At 66.9% G+C, this 16,264-nt stretch carries 17 protein-coding genes; 12 read left to right on the top strand and 5 right to left on the bottom strand.

All coding sequences use genetic code 11. The features are described 5' to 3' along the window. Positions 1-3: 3 nt before the first annotated feature. A complete protein-coding gene (locus WDM86_08420; GenBank protein ID MEI9990047.1) occupies positions 4-444 on the bottom strand; it encodes a hypothetical protein in 441 nt (146 codons plus the stop codon). After that, entirely contained in the window at positions 428-1,891 is a 1,464-nt protein-coding gene (locus tag WDM86_08415; protein ID MEI9990046.1) for a CHASE2 domain-containing protein, read from the bottom strand. Before WDM86_08415 ends, WDM86_08420 begins: the two co-directional genes overlap by 17 nt. 231 nt (positions 1,892-2,122) lie before the next feature. On the opposite strand from WDM86_08415, the gene WDM86_08410 reads away from it, so the two are divergent. The 9 genes from WDM86_08410 to WDM86_08370 all read left to right on the top strand — a co-directional run bounded on the left by WDM86_08410 (position 2,123) and on the right by WDM86_08370 (position 12,632). Then, a complete protein-coding gene (locus WDM86_08410) occupies positions 2,123-3,049 on the top strand; it encodes an ATP-binding cassette domain-containing protein (GenBank protein ID MEI9990045.1) in 927 nt (308 codons plus the stop codon). Then, positions 3,046-4,617 carry an ABC transporter permease gene (locus WDM86_08405; GenBank protein MEI9990044.1) on the top strand — a complete coding sequence of 524 codons (1,572 nt, stop codon included), beginning with the start codon at positions 3,046-3,048 and terminating at the stop codon, positions 4,615-4,617. Before WDM86_08410 ends, WDM86_08405 begins: the two co-directional genes overlap by 4 nt. Before the next feature lie 100 nt (positions 4,618-4,717). Then, the gene (locus WDM86_08400) at positions 4,718-5,632 is read left to right on the top strand and encodes an SDR family NAD(P)-dependent oxidoreductase (GenBank protein MEI9990043.1); all 915 of its coding nucleotides are present in this window, start codon (positions 4,718-4,720) and stop codon (positions 5,630-5,632) included. After that, a complete protein-coding gene (locus WDM86_08395; protein ID MEI9990042.1) occupies positions 5,629-6,558 on the top strand; it encodes an SDR family NAD(P)-dependent oxidoreductase in 930 nt (309 codons plus the stop codon). The genes WDM86_08400 and WDM86_08395 overlap by 4 nt, the downstream gene beginning before the upstream one ends. 25 nt (positions 6,559-6,583) lie before the next feature. After that, positions 6,584-7,339 (top strand): glutathione S-transferase family protein, encoded by a 756-nt coding sequence (locus tag WDM86_08390; protein ID MEI9990041.1) that lies wholly within the window; start codon positions 6,584-6,586, stop codon positions 7,337-7,339. Between the two features lie 400 nt (positions 7,340-7,739). Continuing rightward, positions 7,740-9,374 (top strand): hypothetical protein, encoded by a 1,635-nt coding sequence (locus WDM86_08385; GenBank protein MEI9990040.1) that lies wholly within the window; start codon positions 7,740-7,742, stop codon positions 9,372-9,374. Beyond that, on the top strand, positions 9,371-10,426 hold the full coding sequence (locus WDM86_08380; protein MEI9990039.1) for an HlyD family secretion protein: 1,056 nt from the start codon (positions 9,371-9,373) through the stop codon (positions 10,424-10,426). The genes WDM86_08385 and WDM86_08380 overlap by 4 nt, the downstream gene beginning before the upstream one ends. Beyond that, positions 10,423-11,805 (top strand): efflux transporter outer membrane subunit, encoded by a 1,383-nt coding sequence (locus tag WDM86_08375; protein ID MEI9990038.1) that lies wholly within the window; start codon positions 10,423-10,425, stop codon positions 11,803-11,805. Before WDM86_08380 ends, WDM86_08375 begins: the two co-directional genes overlap by 4 nt. 164 nt (positions 11,806-11,969) lie before the next feature. Then, positions 11,970-12,632 (top strand): DUF6629 family protein, encoded by a 663-nt coding sequence (locus tag WDM86_08370; GenBank protein ID MEI9990037.1) that lies wholly within the window; start codon positions 11,970-11,972, stop codon positions 12,630-12,632. 5 nt (positions 12,633-12,637) lie between these two features. Here WDM86_08370 and WDM86_08365 read toward each other — a convergent pair whose 3' ends face one another. Both WDM86_08365 and rpsU read right to left on the bottom strand, forming a co-directional pair. Beyond that, positions 12,638-13,231, bottom strand: coding sequence for an NUDIX domain-containing protein (locus WDM86_08365; GenBank protein ID MEI9990036.1), 594 nt, complete (start codon positions 13,229-13,231; stop codon positions 12,638-12,640). A 74-nt stretch (positions 13,232-13,305) separates the two neighbouring features. Next, the gene (rpsU, locus tag WDM86_08360) at positions 13,306-13,518 is read right to left on the bottom strand and encodes a 30S ribosomal protein S21 (GenBank protein ID MEI9990035.1); all 213 of its coding nucleotides are present in this window, start codon (positions 13,516-13,518) and stop codon (positions 13,306-13,308) included. Positions 13,519-13,721: 203 nt separating this feature from the next. Between rpsU and def the strand changes: the two genes are divergently transcribed. From def to WDM86_08345, 3 genes are all read left to right on the top strand, one after another. Continuing rightward, positions 13,722-14,270 carry a peptide deformylase gene (gene def, locus WDM86_08355; GenBank protein MEI9990034.1) on the top strand — a complete coding sequence of 183 codons (549 nt, stop codon included), beginning with the start codon at positions 13,722-13,724 and terminating at the stop codon, positions 14,268-14,270. Between the two features lie 64 nt (positions 14,271-14,334). After that, positions 14,335-14,997, top strand: a complete 663-nt coding sequence (locus tag WDM86_08350) for a COQ9 family protein (GenBank protein ID MEI9990033.1) — start codon at positions 14,335-14,337, stop codon at positions 14,995-14,997. Between the two features lie 4 nt (positions 14,998-15,001). Next, a complete protein-coding gene (locus WDM86_08345; protein MEI9990032.1) occupies positions 15,002-15,202 on the top strand; it encodes a DUF2283 domain-containing protein in 201 nt (66 codons plus the stop codon). Here the strand turns inward: WDM86_08345 and WDM86_08340 are convergent. Then, a complete protein-coding gene (locus tag WDM86_08340) occupies positions 15,199-16,209 on the bottom strand; it encodes an aspartate-semialdehyde dehydrogenase (GenBank protein MEI9990031.1) in 1,011 nt (336 codons plus the stop codon). The two genes, WDM86_08345 and WDM86_08340, sit on opposite strands and share 4 nt — an antisense overlap. Positions 16,210-16,264: the final 55 nt, after the last annotated feature.

The following is a 16,264-nucleotide window of genomic DNA, read 5'->3' as shown; positions in this document are numbered from 1 at the left end:
CCCCTAGCAAGGATTCTTGAAGCCCTTCGATCCCGTCGTCGACTGGTTTGGATTGGCGCCGGCGGCCAGGATCGTCCGATTGCCGCCGCGCGCGCAGAACAGCGTGCCCGTCGCCCGCATGCGGCCGTCCCACGTCGCCTGATCGCGCATCTCCACGGCGGCGTAGCTGATATAGACCGCGGATTGCGGATCGTTGGGGCGAAGCTGGATCAGCAGCATCTTCATGTCCGGCCGCCAGCCATAGACGATCACGCCGTCGGCCGGCGGCGCGTTGTCCTCGTCGATCTCATAGTCCAGTTCGCCGCCATCCTCGTCGAAGGTGGGGACCGGAAACTTGAACGCCCTGATCTCGCCCGCGCTGGCCGGCCAGACCAGACTAGCGGCCATGCAGGCCGCGAGCAGGAACGCGCGCGCCGCGCCGGTCCGGTCAGTTCGCGGGCGCATGTTCGCCCCATCGCGCGCCGGCCGCGCCGGCCACCAGGATCAGGAACAGCCGGCCGGTCCCGGCGAGGACTTCCGTCGTCGACACGGCGAACACCGCGCCCCAATTGTAGGGCGGCCAGTGCCATTCGATCAGCATCACGAACAGGAACAGCGCCGACAAGATGGCGAACAGCGCGATCACGCCAAGCCGCTCGGCAAGCGCCAGCGCCGCGCCCGGCCGCGTCTTGGGCAGGATGCGGCGCTCGTAAAGCAGCCGGCCGCAAACCAAGGCGAGGAAGATCAGCACCGTCTGGATCGGCATATAGGCCGACGAGAAGACGATGGGCTTGGCATTGAAGCTCAGCAGATTGTCGAGCGCCATGGCGTGCAGATAGACGCCGGGCAGCTTGCCGTTGACGGGCGACACGATCTCGTCGCCGATGCCGGCCACGCGCGCGCCGATCAGGACATAGGAACCCTCGACCAGCCGTTCGAGTTCGGCCTCCCGCGCCGGCTTCGTGTCGAAGAAATCGGCGGCGGACACCATCTGGTGATAGGCGCAGGGCTGCAGCTTGTCCCAGCCGAAATCCTGGTCGGGAAACCGGCCGAATATCGCGGTCCCCAGCGCATAGCCGATGCCGTGCCACCGGTCGCTGCTGTCTTCGAAATAGTGCAGGCAGCCGGGAAAGGCCTTTGCGTCGCGGCCGTGCTTGGACGGCAGCGCCGCGCCCCAGGCGACGAGCATGTCGTCCTCGCCGGGATGGAGCGGCGCCAGCTTCTTGTCGAACGGACCGGGCTTGTACGCGTTGTACAGCGCCGCCGCCGCGGTCAGCGCGCCGTTCTCCTTGTGCGTATCGGTCAACGGATAGTGATTGGTGAGCGCGGTATACTCGACCGGCGCGCGATAGGCCTGGCCGGGCAGCACCTTCGTGCCCGTACGCGTGACGGGCAGCGCCGCGATCAGGTCGACCAGCTTGTGCGTGTCGTCTTCCGCATAAGACGCGAAGAAGACCGGCGCGGTCGGCTTCGTGCGCGCCCGCGCGCCGCGCGCGGCGTCCAGCATCGCCGATGTCTGGGACCTGTCGCCGCCCTTTTGCGTGTCGAACAGGATGTCGAGGAACACCGCCCGCGGCTGCATGTCCAGGATGCGCCGGATGAGCTCGGCATGGGTGCTTCGCGGCAGCGGCCACTCGCCCTCTTTCGGCAGCCCGGTTTTTTCGTCGTACAGCACGACCAGGATCTGGTCCCGGGCCGAGGCATGCGTGAAGCTCGGATAGGCGAAGGCGTAGAATTTGAGGAAGATCGATTCGGAGACCCGGTCCGCGGCCGACGAGATACCGAACGGATTGATCAGGATGAGGGCCATCCAGAACAGCGCCTGAAGCGCCGAACCCAGCACCACGAAACCGATATAGCCGCCGAAGAAAGCGGAAAGGCCAGCGCCAGGCTTCTTGGACGGTTCCGACATGCGCCCCCCTCGCGCGAAGTCGTTCGCAAATTACCGAGAGCACGCCGGTCGCATGAAACTACCCCACCAGCTTGGCAGGAAAATGACGCGATGAAAACTCCCTTCGCCGTCCTGCAACTTGCGCGCGGTTTCCGGTATGGGGTCGCGCGATCGCGTCGTCGCCGCGTCGGGGCCGCCGGTTTTCCTCGGCCGCCGCGCTCGGCTAGTCTGCGCGATCCAAGGGACGTCGCCGTGACCACGCCCATCGTCGAGCTCTCCCACGTCACCAAGCGTTTCGGCGATTTCACCGCCGTGAGCGATCTGTCCTTCAGCCTCGCCAGGGGCTCGATCCTCGGCTTCCTCGGCCCCAATGGCGCGGGCAAGACCACGACGCTGCGCATGATGCTGGGCATCTTCCCGCCGGACGAGGGCACGATCCGCGTGCTCGGCCGCGATATCGCGCAGGTGCGCGAGCGCATCGGCTATCTCCCTGAGGAGCGCGGCCTCTACAAGCGCATGCGCGCCGACGCCGCCATCGCCTACATCGCGACGCTGAAGGGCATGAACGGCGCGGCGGCGCTGGCCCGCGCCCGCGTGCTGCTGGCCGATTTCGGCCTCGGCGATTTCGCCCGCGTCCGCATCGAAGGATTGTCCAAGGGCATGGCGCAGAAGGTCCAGGTGCTGGCCGCCATCGCGCACGATCCCGAATTCGTCATCCTCGACGAGCCGTTCAGTGGCCTCGACCCCGTCAACCAGAGCGAACTCGAAGCCTTCATCCGCCGCCTCGCGGGCGAGGGCAAGACGATCCTGTTCTCCACCCATACGATGCAGCATGCCGAGCGGCTCTGCGACCGGCTGCTGGTGCTCGCCAAGGGCAAAAAGGTGTTCGAAGGCACGCTGGACGAAGCGCGCGGGCTCTTGCCGCGCCGCGCCCGCATCGGCGCCGACGCCGATCTGAGCTTTCTGGCGAGCGTGCCCGGCGTCGAACGCGCCACGCCGCCTTCGCCGGGCCAGCCCTGGTGGACGCTCGACCTGACGGAGGGCGATGACGGCCGCGCCTTGCTCGCCGCCTGTTTCGCGCGCTCCGTGCCGCTCACCCATTTCGACGTCGCGCCGCCCGGCCTGCACGAGGTCTTCGTCAGCCTGGTCGGTCCGCATCCGCAAAGCGAGGCGGCATGAGGCACGTCTTTCTCATCGCGCGGCAGGAGTTCATCAAATACGTCACGCGGCGCGGCTTCCTTATCTCGATCCTGATGTTCCCGCTGTGGATCATGGTCGTGATCTTCGTGCCGCAATGGACCGGCGGGAGCGGGTCCAAGGTGCATGTCTTCACCGTCGTCGATCGCAGTGGCGGTGCATATCGCGACGCGTTGTTCTGCGCCGCCGAACGCCGGTACCAAAGGAAGCACGTTCAGGCGCTGGCGCGCTACGCCGCCGCCAATGCCGACATGGCAAAGCTCGCGCGCGTCGCGCCGCACATCGCCGCGTTGTTGCGCGATCCGGACGCGCCGGGCGCCGTCGCCGCCTTCCAGGCGCTGAACAGCAACGGAGCGCCAGCGGCCACCGCCGGAGGCGCATCCAACACACGCACCTGTACCGGCGACGGCGAATTCGCGGTTCTGGATGCTTTGCGACAGGCTGCCAACCCAGGTGCCGGGGCATTCTTCGAGCCGTCTTATGACCTCACCTATATCGATCCCCCGAACGATCTCGGGCGCTCCTTTGGGCCGACCTTTCCCGCGGCCGTCCGCCATGCCTTCGCCACGCAATCCGCACCCGGTTTCGATGACACGCCGCATCTCGATTCCGTAATCGTAATCCCGGAAGATTTCGGCAAGGACGGCATCGATGTCGCCGGCTTCTGGAGCGAAGATCGCTCCGATCCCGAGTTTCGCGATTTCATCCAGACCGCACTTGCGCGCGCTCTCCAGTTGAAAGCCATCCACGTCTACGCGCCGCAGCTGACGGATGCCGCGATCCTGGATGCGAATGTCACGCTCCAAAGCCACGATCCCAGCCGCGACGGCGCCCGCGCTTCGCCCTATGCCTCCATCGTGCCCATCGCGCTCGCCATCATCCTGTTCGTCGTTTCGGTGATGAATTCCTCGGTCTTGCTGCAAGGTGTGGTCGAGGAGAAATCCACCCGCATGATCGAGGTGCTGCTGTCCTGCGCCACGCCGCGCGAGATCACCTCGGGCAAGCTGATCGGCGTCATCGCCGTGGCGCTGACGACGCTCGTGATCTGGGCGCTGGTCCTGTTCGTGCTGATGGCGCTGGCGAGTCACGACACGGTGACGCTGGTCTTCGCCTCGCTGAAGGCGATCGCCGGGATCGACACGCTGCCCTTCCTGCTCGTCTTCTTCCTCTGCGGGCTTCTGATCTACGGCTCGTTGTTCCTCGCCATCGGCTCGATGGCGGCGAGCCTCGCCGACGCGCAGTCCCTGCTCGGGCCCGCCATGCTGATCCTGATGCTGCCCAATGTGATGATCGGCGGCGTGATGCACGATCCCAACGGCACCTTCGCCACCGCGCTGACCTGGATCCCGCTCTACACGCCGTTCTTCATGATGCTGCGCATCGCCTCGCATCCGCCCGCCTGGCAGCTTTGGGGCGCGTTGGCGCTGGCGCTGGCGACGACGGTGCTGATGGTGCTGTGGACCGGCCGCGTCTTCGCCAAGCATGTGCTCACCACCGAGCGGCCGCCCTCGCTCGGCGCGCTGCTGCGCGGATTGTTGCGGCGCACCTGACGGCGAGTTCGCCTATCGGACATAGCTAGTTCGCCCCGGCGAGGGCGGCAGCCGAAGCGATCTTGCAGGATCGCGCCCGAAAACATTCGGGGAGACGGAAGTGAAGGACTTCAAGGATCAGATCGCCTTCATCACCGGCGGCGCCTCGGGCGCCGGCTTCGGCCAGGCGACAGTGTTCGGCCGCGCCGGCGCGAAGATCGTGATCGCCGATGTGCGCGCGCCGGCGGTGGAGAAGGCGCTGGCCGATCTCAAGAAGGACGGCATCGCCGCGCATGGCATCGTGCTCGACATCACCGACCGCGCCGCTTATGCCCGCGCCGCCGACGAAGTCGAAAAAGTGTTCGGCGGCCCGCCGACGCTGCTGTTCAACACCGCCGGGGTGAACAGTTTCGGCCCCGTGGAGAACTCGACCTATGACGATTTCGACTGGCTGATCGGCGTCAATCTCGGCGGCGTGATCAACGGCATGGTCACTTTCGTGCCGCGCATGATCAGGCGTGGCAAGCCCGCGCATATCGTGACCGTGTCGTCTCTCGGCGGCCTGCAGGGCAGCGCGCTGGCCGCGCCCTATTCGGCGGCCAAGGCGGCGGTGATCAATCTGATGGAAGGCTACCGCATGTCGCTGGAGAAATACGGCATCGGCGTCTCGGTGCTGTGCCCGGCCAACATCAAGTCGAACATCGCGGAGGCCGTCCGCATCCGCCCGGCCAAATTCGGCAAGTCCGGCTATGTCGAGGACGAGGCGTCGATCGCCTCGCTGCACTCGATCTACATTCACGGCATGGAGCCGGTCGAGCTCGCCGGCCATGTCAAGCGCGGCATCGAGGCCAACCAGCTCTACATCATCCCCTATCCCGAGGCGAAGGAGGGGCTGCGCAAGCATTTCGACGCCATCGTCGACTCCGTGCTGCCGATGGAAGCCGATCCCGAAGGCGCGAAAAAGCGCACCGAAGCGCTGCAGGCCTGGGCGGCGGATCGCGCGCGGGTGTTCAACAAGGAGCAAGCCAAGTCATGAAAGACGTCAGCGGCAAGACCGCCTTCATCACCGGCGGCGCGAGCGGCATGGGCCTCGGCATGGCGACGGTGTTCGCCGAGGCCGGCATGAAAGTCATCATCGCCGATGTGCGCGAGGTCGCCCTCGCCGAGGCGATGAAGAAATTCGACAATACCAATCTCGCGGTGCAGCCGGTGCTGCTCGACGTCACCGACCGCGCCCGCTGGGTCGAGGCGGCCGACGAGGCCGAGCGCCATTTCGGCAAGGTCCATGTGCTGGCGCTCAACGCCGGCGTCGGTGTGCTCGGCCCGATGCAGGCGGCGACGTATAAGGACTGGGACTTCAACCTCTCGGTCAATATCGGCGGCGTGGTCAACGGCCTCGTCACCTTGCTGCCGCGCATGCTGGCACATGGCGAGGAAGGCCACGTCGTCACCACATCGTCCACCGGCGGCTTCTCGGCGGTCGGCGGCGCGGGGCTCTACTGCACGTCCAAATTCGCCGTCGCCGGCATGATGGAATCGCTGGCCACCGACCTGAAGGGCACCGCCATCGGCGCCTCGGTGTTCTTCCCCGGTCCGGTGCAGACCAGCCTCGGCCTGACGACGCATGAGGTGCGGCCGGCGCATCTGCAGAACCAGACCGCCGCGACCAACATCCCCGGCCAGCGCGACGCGCGGCCTGGGCCCGGCTACGACACCAGCCTGTTCATGACGACGGAGGAAGTCGGCAAGCGCGTGCTGCGCGGCATATTGCGCAACGATCTCTTCATCATGAGCCATCCGGAATTCAAGGGCGGCATCGTCGCGCGCAACGAAGCGCTGTTGCGCGCCATCCCCGACGAGAAGCCCAATGTGGCCCGCGCCGCGCTGGTCAAGCAGTTCGGCTCGCTGATGTACAACCCGATCTACGACACCCAGACCAAGGTCCCGGCCGAGGACTTCTGATCAAAAAAAACACAGGAGACGACCCATGCTCACGCTCTACAGCTTCGGCCCCGGCGCCAATTCGTTGAAGCCCATGCTGGCGCTTTACGAGAAGGGCCTGCCCTTCAACCCGCACTTCCTCAATCCGGCGGTGTTCGAGCATCACGAGGCCTGGTTCAAGAAGATCAATCCGCGCGGCCAGGTGCCGGCGCTCGACCACGACGGCAAGATCATCACCGAATCGACGGTGATCTGCGAATACCTCGAAGACGTCTTCCCCGACGTGAAGCCGCTGCGGCCGAAGGATCCCTATCTGATCGCGCAGATGCGGGTGTGGACCAAATGGGTCGACGAATATTTCTGCTGGTGCGTCTCGACCATCGGCTGGGAGCGGGCGATCGGCCCGATGGCGCGCGCCATCTCCGACGAGGAGTTCGAGGAGAAGATGAAGCACATTCCGATCCCCGAGCAGGTCACCAAATGGCGCAACGCCCGCAACGGCTTTCCCAAGGAGATCCTGGAGGAGGAGATGCGCAAGGTCCGCGTCTCGATCGCGCGGCTGGAAGGGCGGCTGGCCGAGAGCCCCTGGCTGGCGGGTCCCGACTACACCTTGGCCGACATCTGCAACTTCGCCATCGCCAACGGCATGGAGCGCGGCTTTTCCGACACGGTGAACGACAAGGACACGCCGCGCATCATGGACTGGCTCCGCCGCATCAACGACCGCCCGGCGGCGAAGGAGATGTTCGCCAAGGCGAAGCGCGAAATCCTTGCCCCCCAGCCGAAAGCCGCGACGGCGTAGCGGCGATCGCAACATCGATGTCATGGCCCGCGAATGCGGGCCACCCAGGTGAAACCTGCTGTGGCGGCGCCGATTTCACCTGGGTCCGCCGCATTCGCGGCGGATGACACCGAGTGGTGCGAACCTCAGAGTCGCCACTAACGTCGTGCTTTGCGCCCGCCTGCTTCGCCAGGCCGAGCTGTCGCATAGTAGGACGCATTGTCCCGGAAGAGATATTCCTCGTCCCTCGCGAAACGAAGTTTGGCAGGATCGGCCGGTCGTGCCTTGGTAAGGGCGGCCGCACTTCGCGCAAATCGCCGCCAGCTTGTGCAAATTCGTGCCCGTTTCGGCGGATGGACGCGCTTGTCTGTCTCTTCGGATCAAGGCAAGTTCGGACGGTTGGGCCGCAGGAGAGGGACGCGTGAGCGCGGCCGATATGGACTATCAGTTCAAGCCGACCGAGCGGCCGATGTTTCCCGGCTCGGCCTTCACGCCGAGCCTTTCGGTCGGCCGCCGCGTCGCCTATGCCTGCGTCGGCGCGCTCATCGGCTGCGCCGCGACCTTCACCAATGCGCTGGTGAACGTGAATGCCGGCAATCTGGCCGGTTCGCTCGGCCTGACCCTGGCGCAGGTGAGCGTATTGCCCGCTCTGTATATCGCGATGAACGCGACCGCCAATCTCACCTTGGTGCGCGCCCGCGCCAAATTCGGCATTCCCGAGGTCACGCTGGTGCTTCTGGGCATCTATGCCCTGGCCGCCTTGGTCCAGCTCGTCGCGCCGAGCTATGCCGCCGCCATCGCGACGCGCGCGACCTGCGGCGTCATGGCGGCCGGTCTCACCACGCTGACGATCTACTACCTGATCCAGATCATGCCGGTGCCGCTCCGGCCGCTCGCCTTGGTGATCGGCATCAGCCTCACCCAGCTCGGCACGCCGCTGGCGCGGCTCGTTCCGCTGGACGTCCTGACGACCGACCACTGGCACGGCCTGTCGCTGATCGAACTCGCCGCGCCGCTCCTCATCGCCGCCGCGATCCTGGCCGTGCCGCTGCCGCCCAGCGAGCGCAGCAAGGCGTTCGAGCCGCTCGATTTCGTCACCATCGGCCTGATGGTGCCGGCGTTCCTGCTGATCTGCATCGTTTTGGGCGAGGGGCGGCTCCTGTGGTGGGCCGACCGGGCCTGGCTCGGCTGGTCGCTGGTCTGCGCCATACCCCTGGTCGCCATCGCCGTCGCCATCGAGCACAATCGCGAGCGGCCGCTCATCCAGACCACCTGGCTCGGCAGCCGCGACATCCTGCGCTTCATCGCGGTGGCGCTGCTGGTGCGTCTCGCGCTGGCCGAACAGACCTATGGCTCGGTCGGCTTCCTCACTTCGGGCGGGCTGACCAACGACCAGCTTCATACGTTGTTCCTCTATGTCCTCGTCTCCATGGTGCTCGGCGCGGCCGTCGCCTGCGCGACGCTGTCGGAGCAGCGGCTGCCCTATCAGGTCCTGGTCGCGGCGCTGATCATCGCGCTCGGCGCCTGGCTCGACGGCTATTCCACCAGCATCACGCGGCCGCAGCAGCTCTATCTCAGCCAGTCGCTGATCGGCTTCGGCACCACGCTGTTCATCGGCCCGACGCTGGCCTATGGCTTCATCCAGATGCTGCGGCGCGGCCCCACCCATCTGGTCAGCCTGATCGTGGTGTTCAGCATGACGCAGAATATCGGCGGCCTCGCGGGCTCGGCGTTCCTCGGCTCCGCCCAGGTCATCTATGCCAAGTCGCATGCCGCGCCGCTGTCCGACGACATGATGGCCGCCAACCCGCTGGTGGCGGGGCGCATCCAGGGCGGCGGCGCCGCGCTGTCCGGCGTGCTGGCCGATCCGGCGCTGCGCGGCGCGCAGGGCGCCGGCCTTCTCGGCCGCTCGCTGGCGAACGAGGCGAACACGCTGGCCTACAACGACGTATTCCGCCTCGTGATGTGGCTCTCGCTCGCGACGGCGCTTTATCTCGGATATCTGATAGCCACGGGTGCAAGGCGAAGACGACACGAGGCAATGGTCGAAGCATGAGCGCTACCGGACAGACCGAAACAGTTCCGCCGCCGCCGGCGCCGGTGTGGCGCCCGCCGCTGCGCGATACGCGCACGACGGCGGCGATCGCCGTGTTGGCCGTCATCGGGGTTCTCGCGATCCTCTGGGCCTGGGGCTTCTGGCCCTTCGGCGCCGGCGTCGCGGTCACCGACAACGCCTATGTGCGCGGCCGCACCACCGTGATCGCGCCGCAGGTGAGCGGCTATGTCGCCGCCGTGCCGGTTCACGACTACGACCATGTCGCCCCCGGCCAGGTGCTGGTCCAGATCGACGACAGCATCTATCGCGCCCGCGTCGCCCAGGCGGTGGCGGCGCTCGCCGCCGCCGTCGCCGCGCTCGCCAACAGCGACCAGGCGCATGCCGCCCGCCTCGCCGCCCTCGCCAATGCGCAGGCCCAGCTCCAGCGCGCCCAGGCCGACATGGCGCGGGTCAACGATCTGGTCAGCGACGGCTCGGTCTCGATCCGCGAGCGCGACCAGACGCGCGCCGCCCTCGCCCAGGCGCAGGCCGGCGGACAGATCGCGGTGCAGGACGTGCGCACCGTCGATGTCGGGCGCGACGGGTTGAAGGCGCAGGTCGAGGCCGCCCGGGCGCAATTGCGGCTCGCCGAGATCGACCTCGAACACACCGTCATCCGCGCCCCGGAAGCCGGCCAGCTCGGCGAGGTCGGCGTGCGGCTCGGCCAATACGTCACCAACGGCACGCAATTGTTCTCGCTGGTGCCGCGCGACCGCTGGGTGATCGCCAATTACGAGGAAGGCCAGACCGCGCATATCGCGCCCGGCGAACCGGCGACGTTCCGCGTCGACGCGCTGAACGGCATGCGCTTTTTTGGCCATGTCGACCGGCTGTCGCCCGCGACGGGCTCCGAATTCGCGGTGCTGAAGCCCGACAATGCGACGGGCAATTTCGTGAAAGTGCCGCAGCGCATCGGCGTGCGCATCGTGCTCGATCCGGACCAGCCGGGCTTCGAGCGCCTCAGTCCGGGCATGTCGGTGGAAACCCGCATCGACACCAGCGGCGGCCCATGAAGCGCGCCGCCATCTTTTCGCTCGCGCTGCTCGCGGCCTGCGCCGGCCCGCGGCCCGAGGTGCCGCCCGAGGCCGCCGTCACCGCGCCGGCTGCCTGGCGCGTCGATCCCGGCGCGGCGCCGGGCGAGGTGAACGCCGCCTGGTGGCAGGCCTTCGGCGATCCGGCGCTGACCCGCGTGGTCGAGACCGCGCTGGCCCATAATGTCGATGTCGCGATCGCCGTCCAGCGCGTCGCGGAGGCGCGCGGCCAGTTCCACTATGCGCAGGCGCAACGCTGGCCCGACGTCACCGGTGCCGCGGAGGGCGGGCGCCAGCGCGACGTCAATCCCGGCTTCGGCATTCCGGAGAACCAGACGGCGGGGCAGGGCGAGGTCTCGATCGCCTACGACCTGGACCTGTTCGGCCGGCTGTCCGAGGCGAGCGAGGCGGCGCGGGCGCAATTGCTGTCGAGCGAGGCGGCGCGGGACAATGTCCGCCTCGCCGTCGCGGCCTCGGCGGCGAGCGGCTATATCGCGTTGCGCGCGCTCGACGCGCGGCTCGACGTGCTGCGCAAGACGCTCGCGGCGCGCGCCGATTCGCTGCGCATCGCGCGCCGCCGCGCCCAGGCGGGCTATGCCTCGCAGCTCGATCTGGCGCAGACCGAAGCCGATTACCGCACCGCCGAGCAGCAGATCCCGGCCGTGCAACTGGCGATCGCGCGCCAGGAAGACGGGCTCAGTCTTCTGCTCGGCGACAATCCGCGCGCCATCGAGCGCGGCGCCGAACTGGACAAGATCGTGCTGCCCGGCGTGCCGGCGGCGGTGCCGGCCGCGCTGTTGCGCCGGCGGCCCGACGTGATCGCCGCCGAGGAACAGCTTGTCGCCGCCGATCATGCGCTCGATTCCGCGCGCGCCGCCTTCATGCCCGATGTGCGGCTGTCCGCCGAGGGCGGCCTTGTCGGCTCGACGCTGATCTCCAGTCCGGTCGGGGTCTTCACCCTCGGCGGCGGCATCCTGGGACCGATCCTGGACTTCGGCCGTCTCGACGCGCAGCAGGAGACGGTCGCGGCGCGGCGCGACCAGGCGGCGTTCGCCTATCGCAAGACCGCGCTCACCGCGTTCCGCGAGGTCGAGGATTCGCTGGCCGCGCTGCGGCGCCTGCGGGAGCAGGAAGCCTCGATCGCCGCCCAGCGCGATGTGCTGGCGCGCGCGCTGCGGCTTGCCACCAGCCGCTACCGCTCCGGCTATTCGCCCCTGCTCGACCAGCTCGATGCCGAGCGCGGCCTGCTGGCGGCGGACCTCGCTTTGGTCCAGGTCGATTCCGACCGCCTCACCGCCGCCGTCACGCTCTACCAGGCGCTCGGCGGCGGCTGGAGCGACGCCGCGATCGCGGAGAAATAACGGGCATCAATACGGCGCATCGATGGCGATGCGCATCGTCGGGACCGATTGTGTTCGGCTCTCTTCCGGTTGCGCGGGGTTGATCGTTGGGCGTAGCGTCGCTCCCCGGCGGTCCTGCATCCCGTTATCGCGCATAGGCCGAGCCGTGGGGCAGCGAGGCTGACATGTGCTTTTCGGCGACGGGCAGCTTCATCGCGGCGGGGATCAACGCGGCGGCCGGCGCGGCGGTTCTGCCCAAGGTCGAGGGCGGTCCCGAATCGATCCTCGCCGGATTTCCGCTTCTCTTCGCGGTGCAGCAGGCCATCGAGGGAGCCATATGGCTCACCCTTCCCGGCGGCGCGCATCTCGCTTTGGACGCCTCGCTCGCCGATGCCTTCGTTTTCGTGGCGCTCGTCGTCTGGCCCAGCCTTGCACCTCTGGCGGCGCTGTCGCTCGAGGGCCACGGCACGCGGCGCGCGCTGATGGGCTGTCTTCTGGTGGCCGGACTGATCTTTTCCGCGTTCTATCTCGGCGAGATGGTTCGCCACCCCTATGCGGCGCATATCGCCGGCCACAGTATCGCCTATTCGAATGGCAGGACGTTTCCGCTCTGGGCCGGAGCGCTGTACTGCCTGTGCACCTGCGCGCCGTTGCTCTTGTCGACCGTCCGGACGCTTCGTCTGCTCGGCATCGCCGTCCTGGTGGGGCTGATCGTGTCGGCGGGGTTCTTCTACTTCACGCTGTTCTCGGTCTGGTGTTCCTTCGCGGCCCTGGCCAGCGGACTGATCTTCTTTCGCGCCTATTTCGAATTGCCGCGGCTGGCGCGGGCGTCGGCGCGCGCGAGATAGAAGGCTCAGGCCTTCGGCGCGAACACCTTCGCCGCCGCCCATTGCAGCAAGACCACGGTCTTGGCGTCGCAGATGCGGCCGTCTTCGACCATCGCCATCGCCGTGTCGAAGGAGAGTTCGAGCACGTCGATGTCCTCGCCCTCGTCCTCTTTGCCGCCGCCGGCGCCCGCCTTGTCCTTCGGATCGTATTCGGCCGCGAACAGATGCAGCTTCTCCGTCACCGAGCCGGGGCTCATGAACAGCGCGAACAGCTTGACGACGTCGCGCACGCGATAGCCGGTCTCCTCCTCGGTCTCGGCGCGGATGCGGTCTTCCGGCGAGGCGTCGTCCAGCAATCCCGCCGCCGCCTCGATCAGCATCTCGCGATAGCCGTTGAGATAGGCCGGCATGCGGAACTGCCGCGTCAGCACCACCGTGCGCCGCGCCCGGTCGTAGAGCAGGATCGCCGCGCCATTGCCGCGGTCATAGGCCTCGCGCTCGCTCTTCTGCCAGCTACCGTCATTGCGCCGCCACGAGAACGTGACCTTCCGCAGCACATACCAATTGTCGGAGAGGATCTTGATGTCCTCGATCCGCACGCGGTCGGAGATGTCGGTCATGTCGCGATGTCCCTTCCAACAAAAAAGCCGCCGGACGGCCCGGCGGCTTTTTCGAATTCGTATCGCCGTCCCGCTCAGCGCGGCAAGAGGCCCTCGCGCTGCAGGCGCTTGCGCTGCAGCTTGCGATAGCGGCGGATCGCCTCGGCCCGCTCGCGGGCGCGCTTCTCGCTCGGCTTCTCGTAATGGCCCCGAAGCTTCATCTCGCGGAAGATGCCTTCGCGCTGCATCTTCTTCTTCAGCGCCTTCAGCGCCTGGTCGATGTTGTTGTCGCGAACGATGATCTGCAAATTCCGCTCCTTGGGGCCCGTTTTTGGGAGGCGCGGGTGATATCAGAAGGCCCCAGGCCTGTCCACCGCCCTTGCGCGACGGCCGTTGCATTCCTACTTCGGACCCCGGGGCCGCAAAGCGGTTGCGATCGGCGGAAAAAGCCTCAGAATCGCGAAGTCGAAAACAATTATATTGCCGAAACTTAGGTAAGTGTTTGAAAAATATGGCTATTTTAAAAATTGCCCGGATGGGCCATCCCGTCCTCGCCCAAATGGCGCAACCCGTCGCCAATCCGGGGGCGCCGGAAATCCGCCGCCTCATCTCCGACATGATCGAGACCATGATCGACGCCAACGGCGCCGGCCTCGCCGCGCCCCAGGTGCATGTCCCCCTGCGCGTGGTGGTGTTCCAGGCGCCCGAGGGGCGCAGCGATCCGGGCCTGTCGGAGGCCGAGCGCTTCGACCACACCGCGCCCCTGACCGTGCTGATCAACCCGCAGATCGAGATCGTCGGACCCGAGCTGGACGGCGGCTGGGAGGGCTGCCTGTCGGTGCCGGGGCTGCGCGGCTACGTCGAGCGGCCTTTCCACATCCGCTATCGCGGCCACGACCTCGATGGCCGCGTCGTGTCGCGCGCCGCCAAGGGCTTCCACGCCCGCGTCGTGCAGCACGAATGCGATCATCTCGACGGGCGGCTCTATCCCAGCCGCATGACCGACCTCGGCAAGCTGATCTTCGAGAGCGAAGCGAAACATTGGACGTCGGGCGGCTGACGCCGCTGCTGACTTTTGCCCGCGAGGCGCCGATACTGCCGGCGTCCGTTTTTCGAAGGCCGCCATGGCGCCGCGCAAGAAACCGCTCGACGATTCCGCCTTGAAGGCCAAGGTGCTCGCGGCGGCGCTGCCGCACATCGTGTTCGACGGCTTCACCGACAAGACACTGGCGAACGCGGCCAAGGAGGCCGGCGTCGCCAAGGACAGGCTGGCGCGGCTCTTCCCCGAAGGCGCGCTCGGTCTGGTCGAGGCGTTCTCGGAAGACGCCGACGCGGCCATGGAAAAGCATCTGGCCGCGATGGACTTGAAGGCAATGAAGATCCGCGCCCGCATCGTCGCCGCCGTGATGGCCCGCATCGAGGCGCTGCGCCCGCACAAGGAAGCCGCGCGGCGGGCCGCCGCCTTCCTCACGCTGCCGCCGCACGCGGCGCTCGGCGCGAAGCTGGTCTGGCGCACGGCGGACGCGATGTGGCGCGCCGTCGGCGACACCGCGACGGATTTCAATTTCTATACCAAGCGCACGATCCTGGCCGGCGTCTACACCGCCACGATGATGCGCTGGTTCACCGACACCAGCGCGGACGAGAGCGAGACCGCGAAATTCCTCGCCGACCGCATCGAGAACGTGATGCAATTCGAGAAATTCAAGGCGCAGGCGAAGGAGGCGCTGAGCCGGCTGCCATCGCTTGCGGATGTGCTCGCGACGTTGAACACGCGGCGTGGGTGATGCTGTGAAGATACACTTCGATCCCGAGACCGATGCGCTGTACTTGACCTTTTCCGATCAGGCCATCGTTGAAACCGACGAGGTGCGCCCAGGGGTCATGTTCGATCTCGATGCATCGGGGCGCGTGGTTGCCATCGAAGTGCTGAAAGCGTCACAGACCCTGGCCGACACGGATTTGAATACGCTGGTCCCGCAAGTCGCTTAGAGCAGATACTCCGCGATCTGCACCGCGTTCAGCGCCGCGCCCTTGAGAAGCTGGTCGCCGGCGACGAACATCGCGATCGAATGTCCCGTCGGATCGCTCAAATCCCTGCGGATGCGCCCGACGAGGATGTCGCCCTGGCCGCTGGCATCGAGCGGCATCGGGAAATAATTCTTCGCCCGGTCGTCGACGATCTTCACGCCCGGCGCATCCGACAGGATCGCCCGCACTTCGTCTTCGGTGATCGGGTTCTCGCATTCGAAGGTGATGGCTTCGCTATGGGCGCGCAGCACCGGCACGCGCACGCAGGTCACGCCGATGGCGATGGCGTCGTCCTCGAAGATCTTCCTGGTCTCCTTGATGACCTTGGTCTCTTCGTCGTTGTAGCCGGTGTCGGGATCGATCGCCGTGTTGTGGTTGAACACGTTGAAGGCATAGGGATGCGGCAGAACCTTGGGCGCGAACGGCTTGCCGTCGAGATAGGCGCGGGTGGAATCCACCAGCTCCTGCATCGCCGCCGCGCCGGCGCCGCTCGCCGCCTGATAGGTCGACAGGATCACGCGCTTGATGCGGTTCTTGCGATGGATCGGCCACAGCGGCACCAGCGCGGTGATCGCCGAGCAGTTCGGATTGGCGATGATGCCCTTGTGCTCCTGGATGCGGCGCGCGTTGATCTCCGGGATCACCAGCGGCACGTCGGGATCCATCCGGAAGGCCGAGGAATTGTCGACCACCACCGCGCCCGCCTTCACCGCCACCGGCGCGAATGCGCGCGAGATGCCGCCGCCGGCCGAGAACAGCGCGATGTCGACGCCGTCGAAAGATTTCTCCGTCAACGCCTCGACGACGATCGTCTCGCCCCGAAAGCCCAGCGTCCTGCCGGCCGAACGCGCGCTGGCCAGCGCCTTCAGCGTGCCCACCGGGAAGTTGCGCGCCTCAAGGCAGCCGATAAATTCGGCGCCGACCGCGCCGGTGGCGCCGACGATGGCAATGGTGGGATTCTTCTTCATCGGTTTCTCCAGAAACAAAAAAGCCCCGCTTTCGGCGGAGCTTCGGACCAGGCGA

Source organism: Rhizomicrobium sp., assembly GCA_037200045.1.
In the GTDB taxonomy this organism is placed as follows: Bacteria; Pseudomonadota; Alphaproteobacteria; order Micropepsales; family Micropepsaceae; genus Rhizomicrobium.
This window is presented reverse-complemented; position numbering and strand designations above follow the sequence as displayed.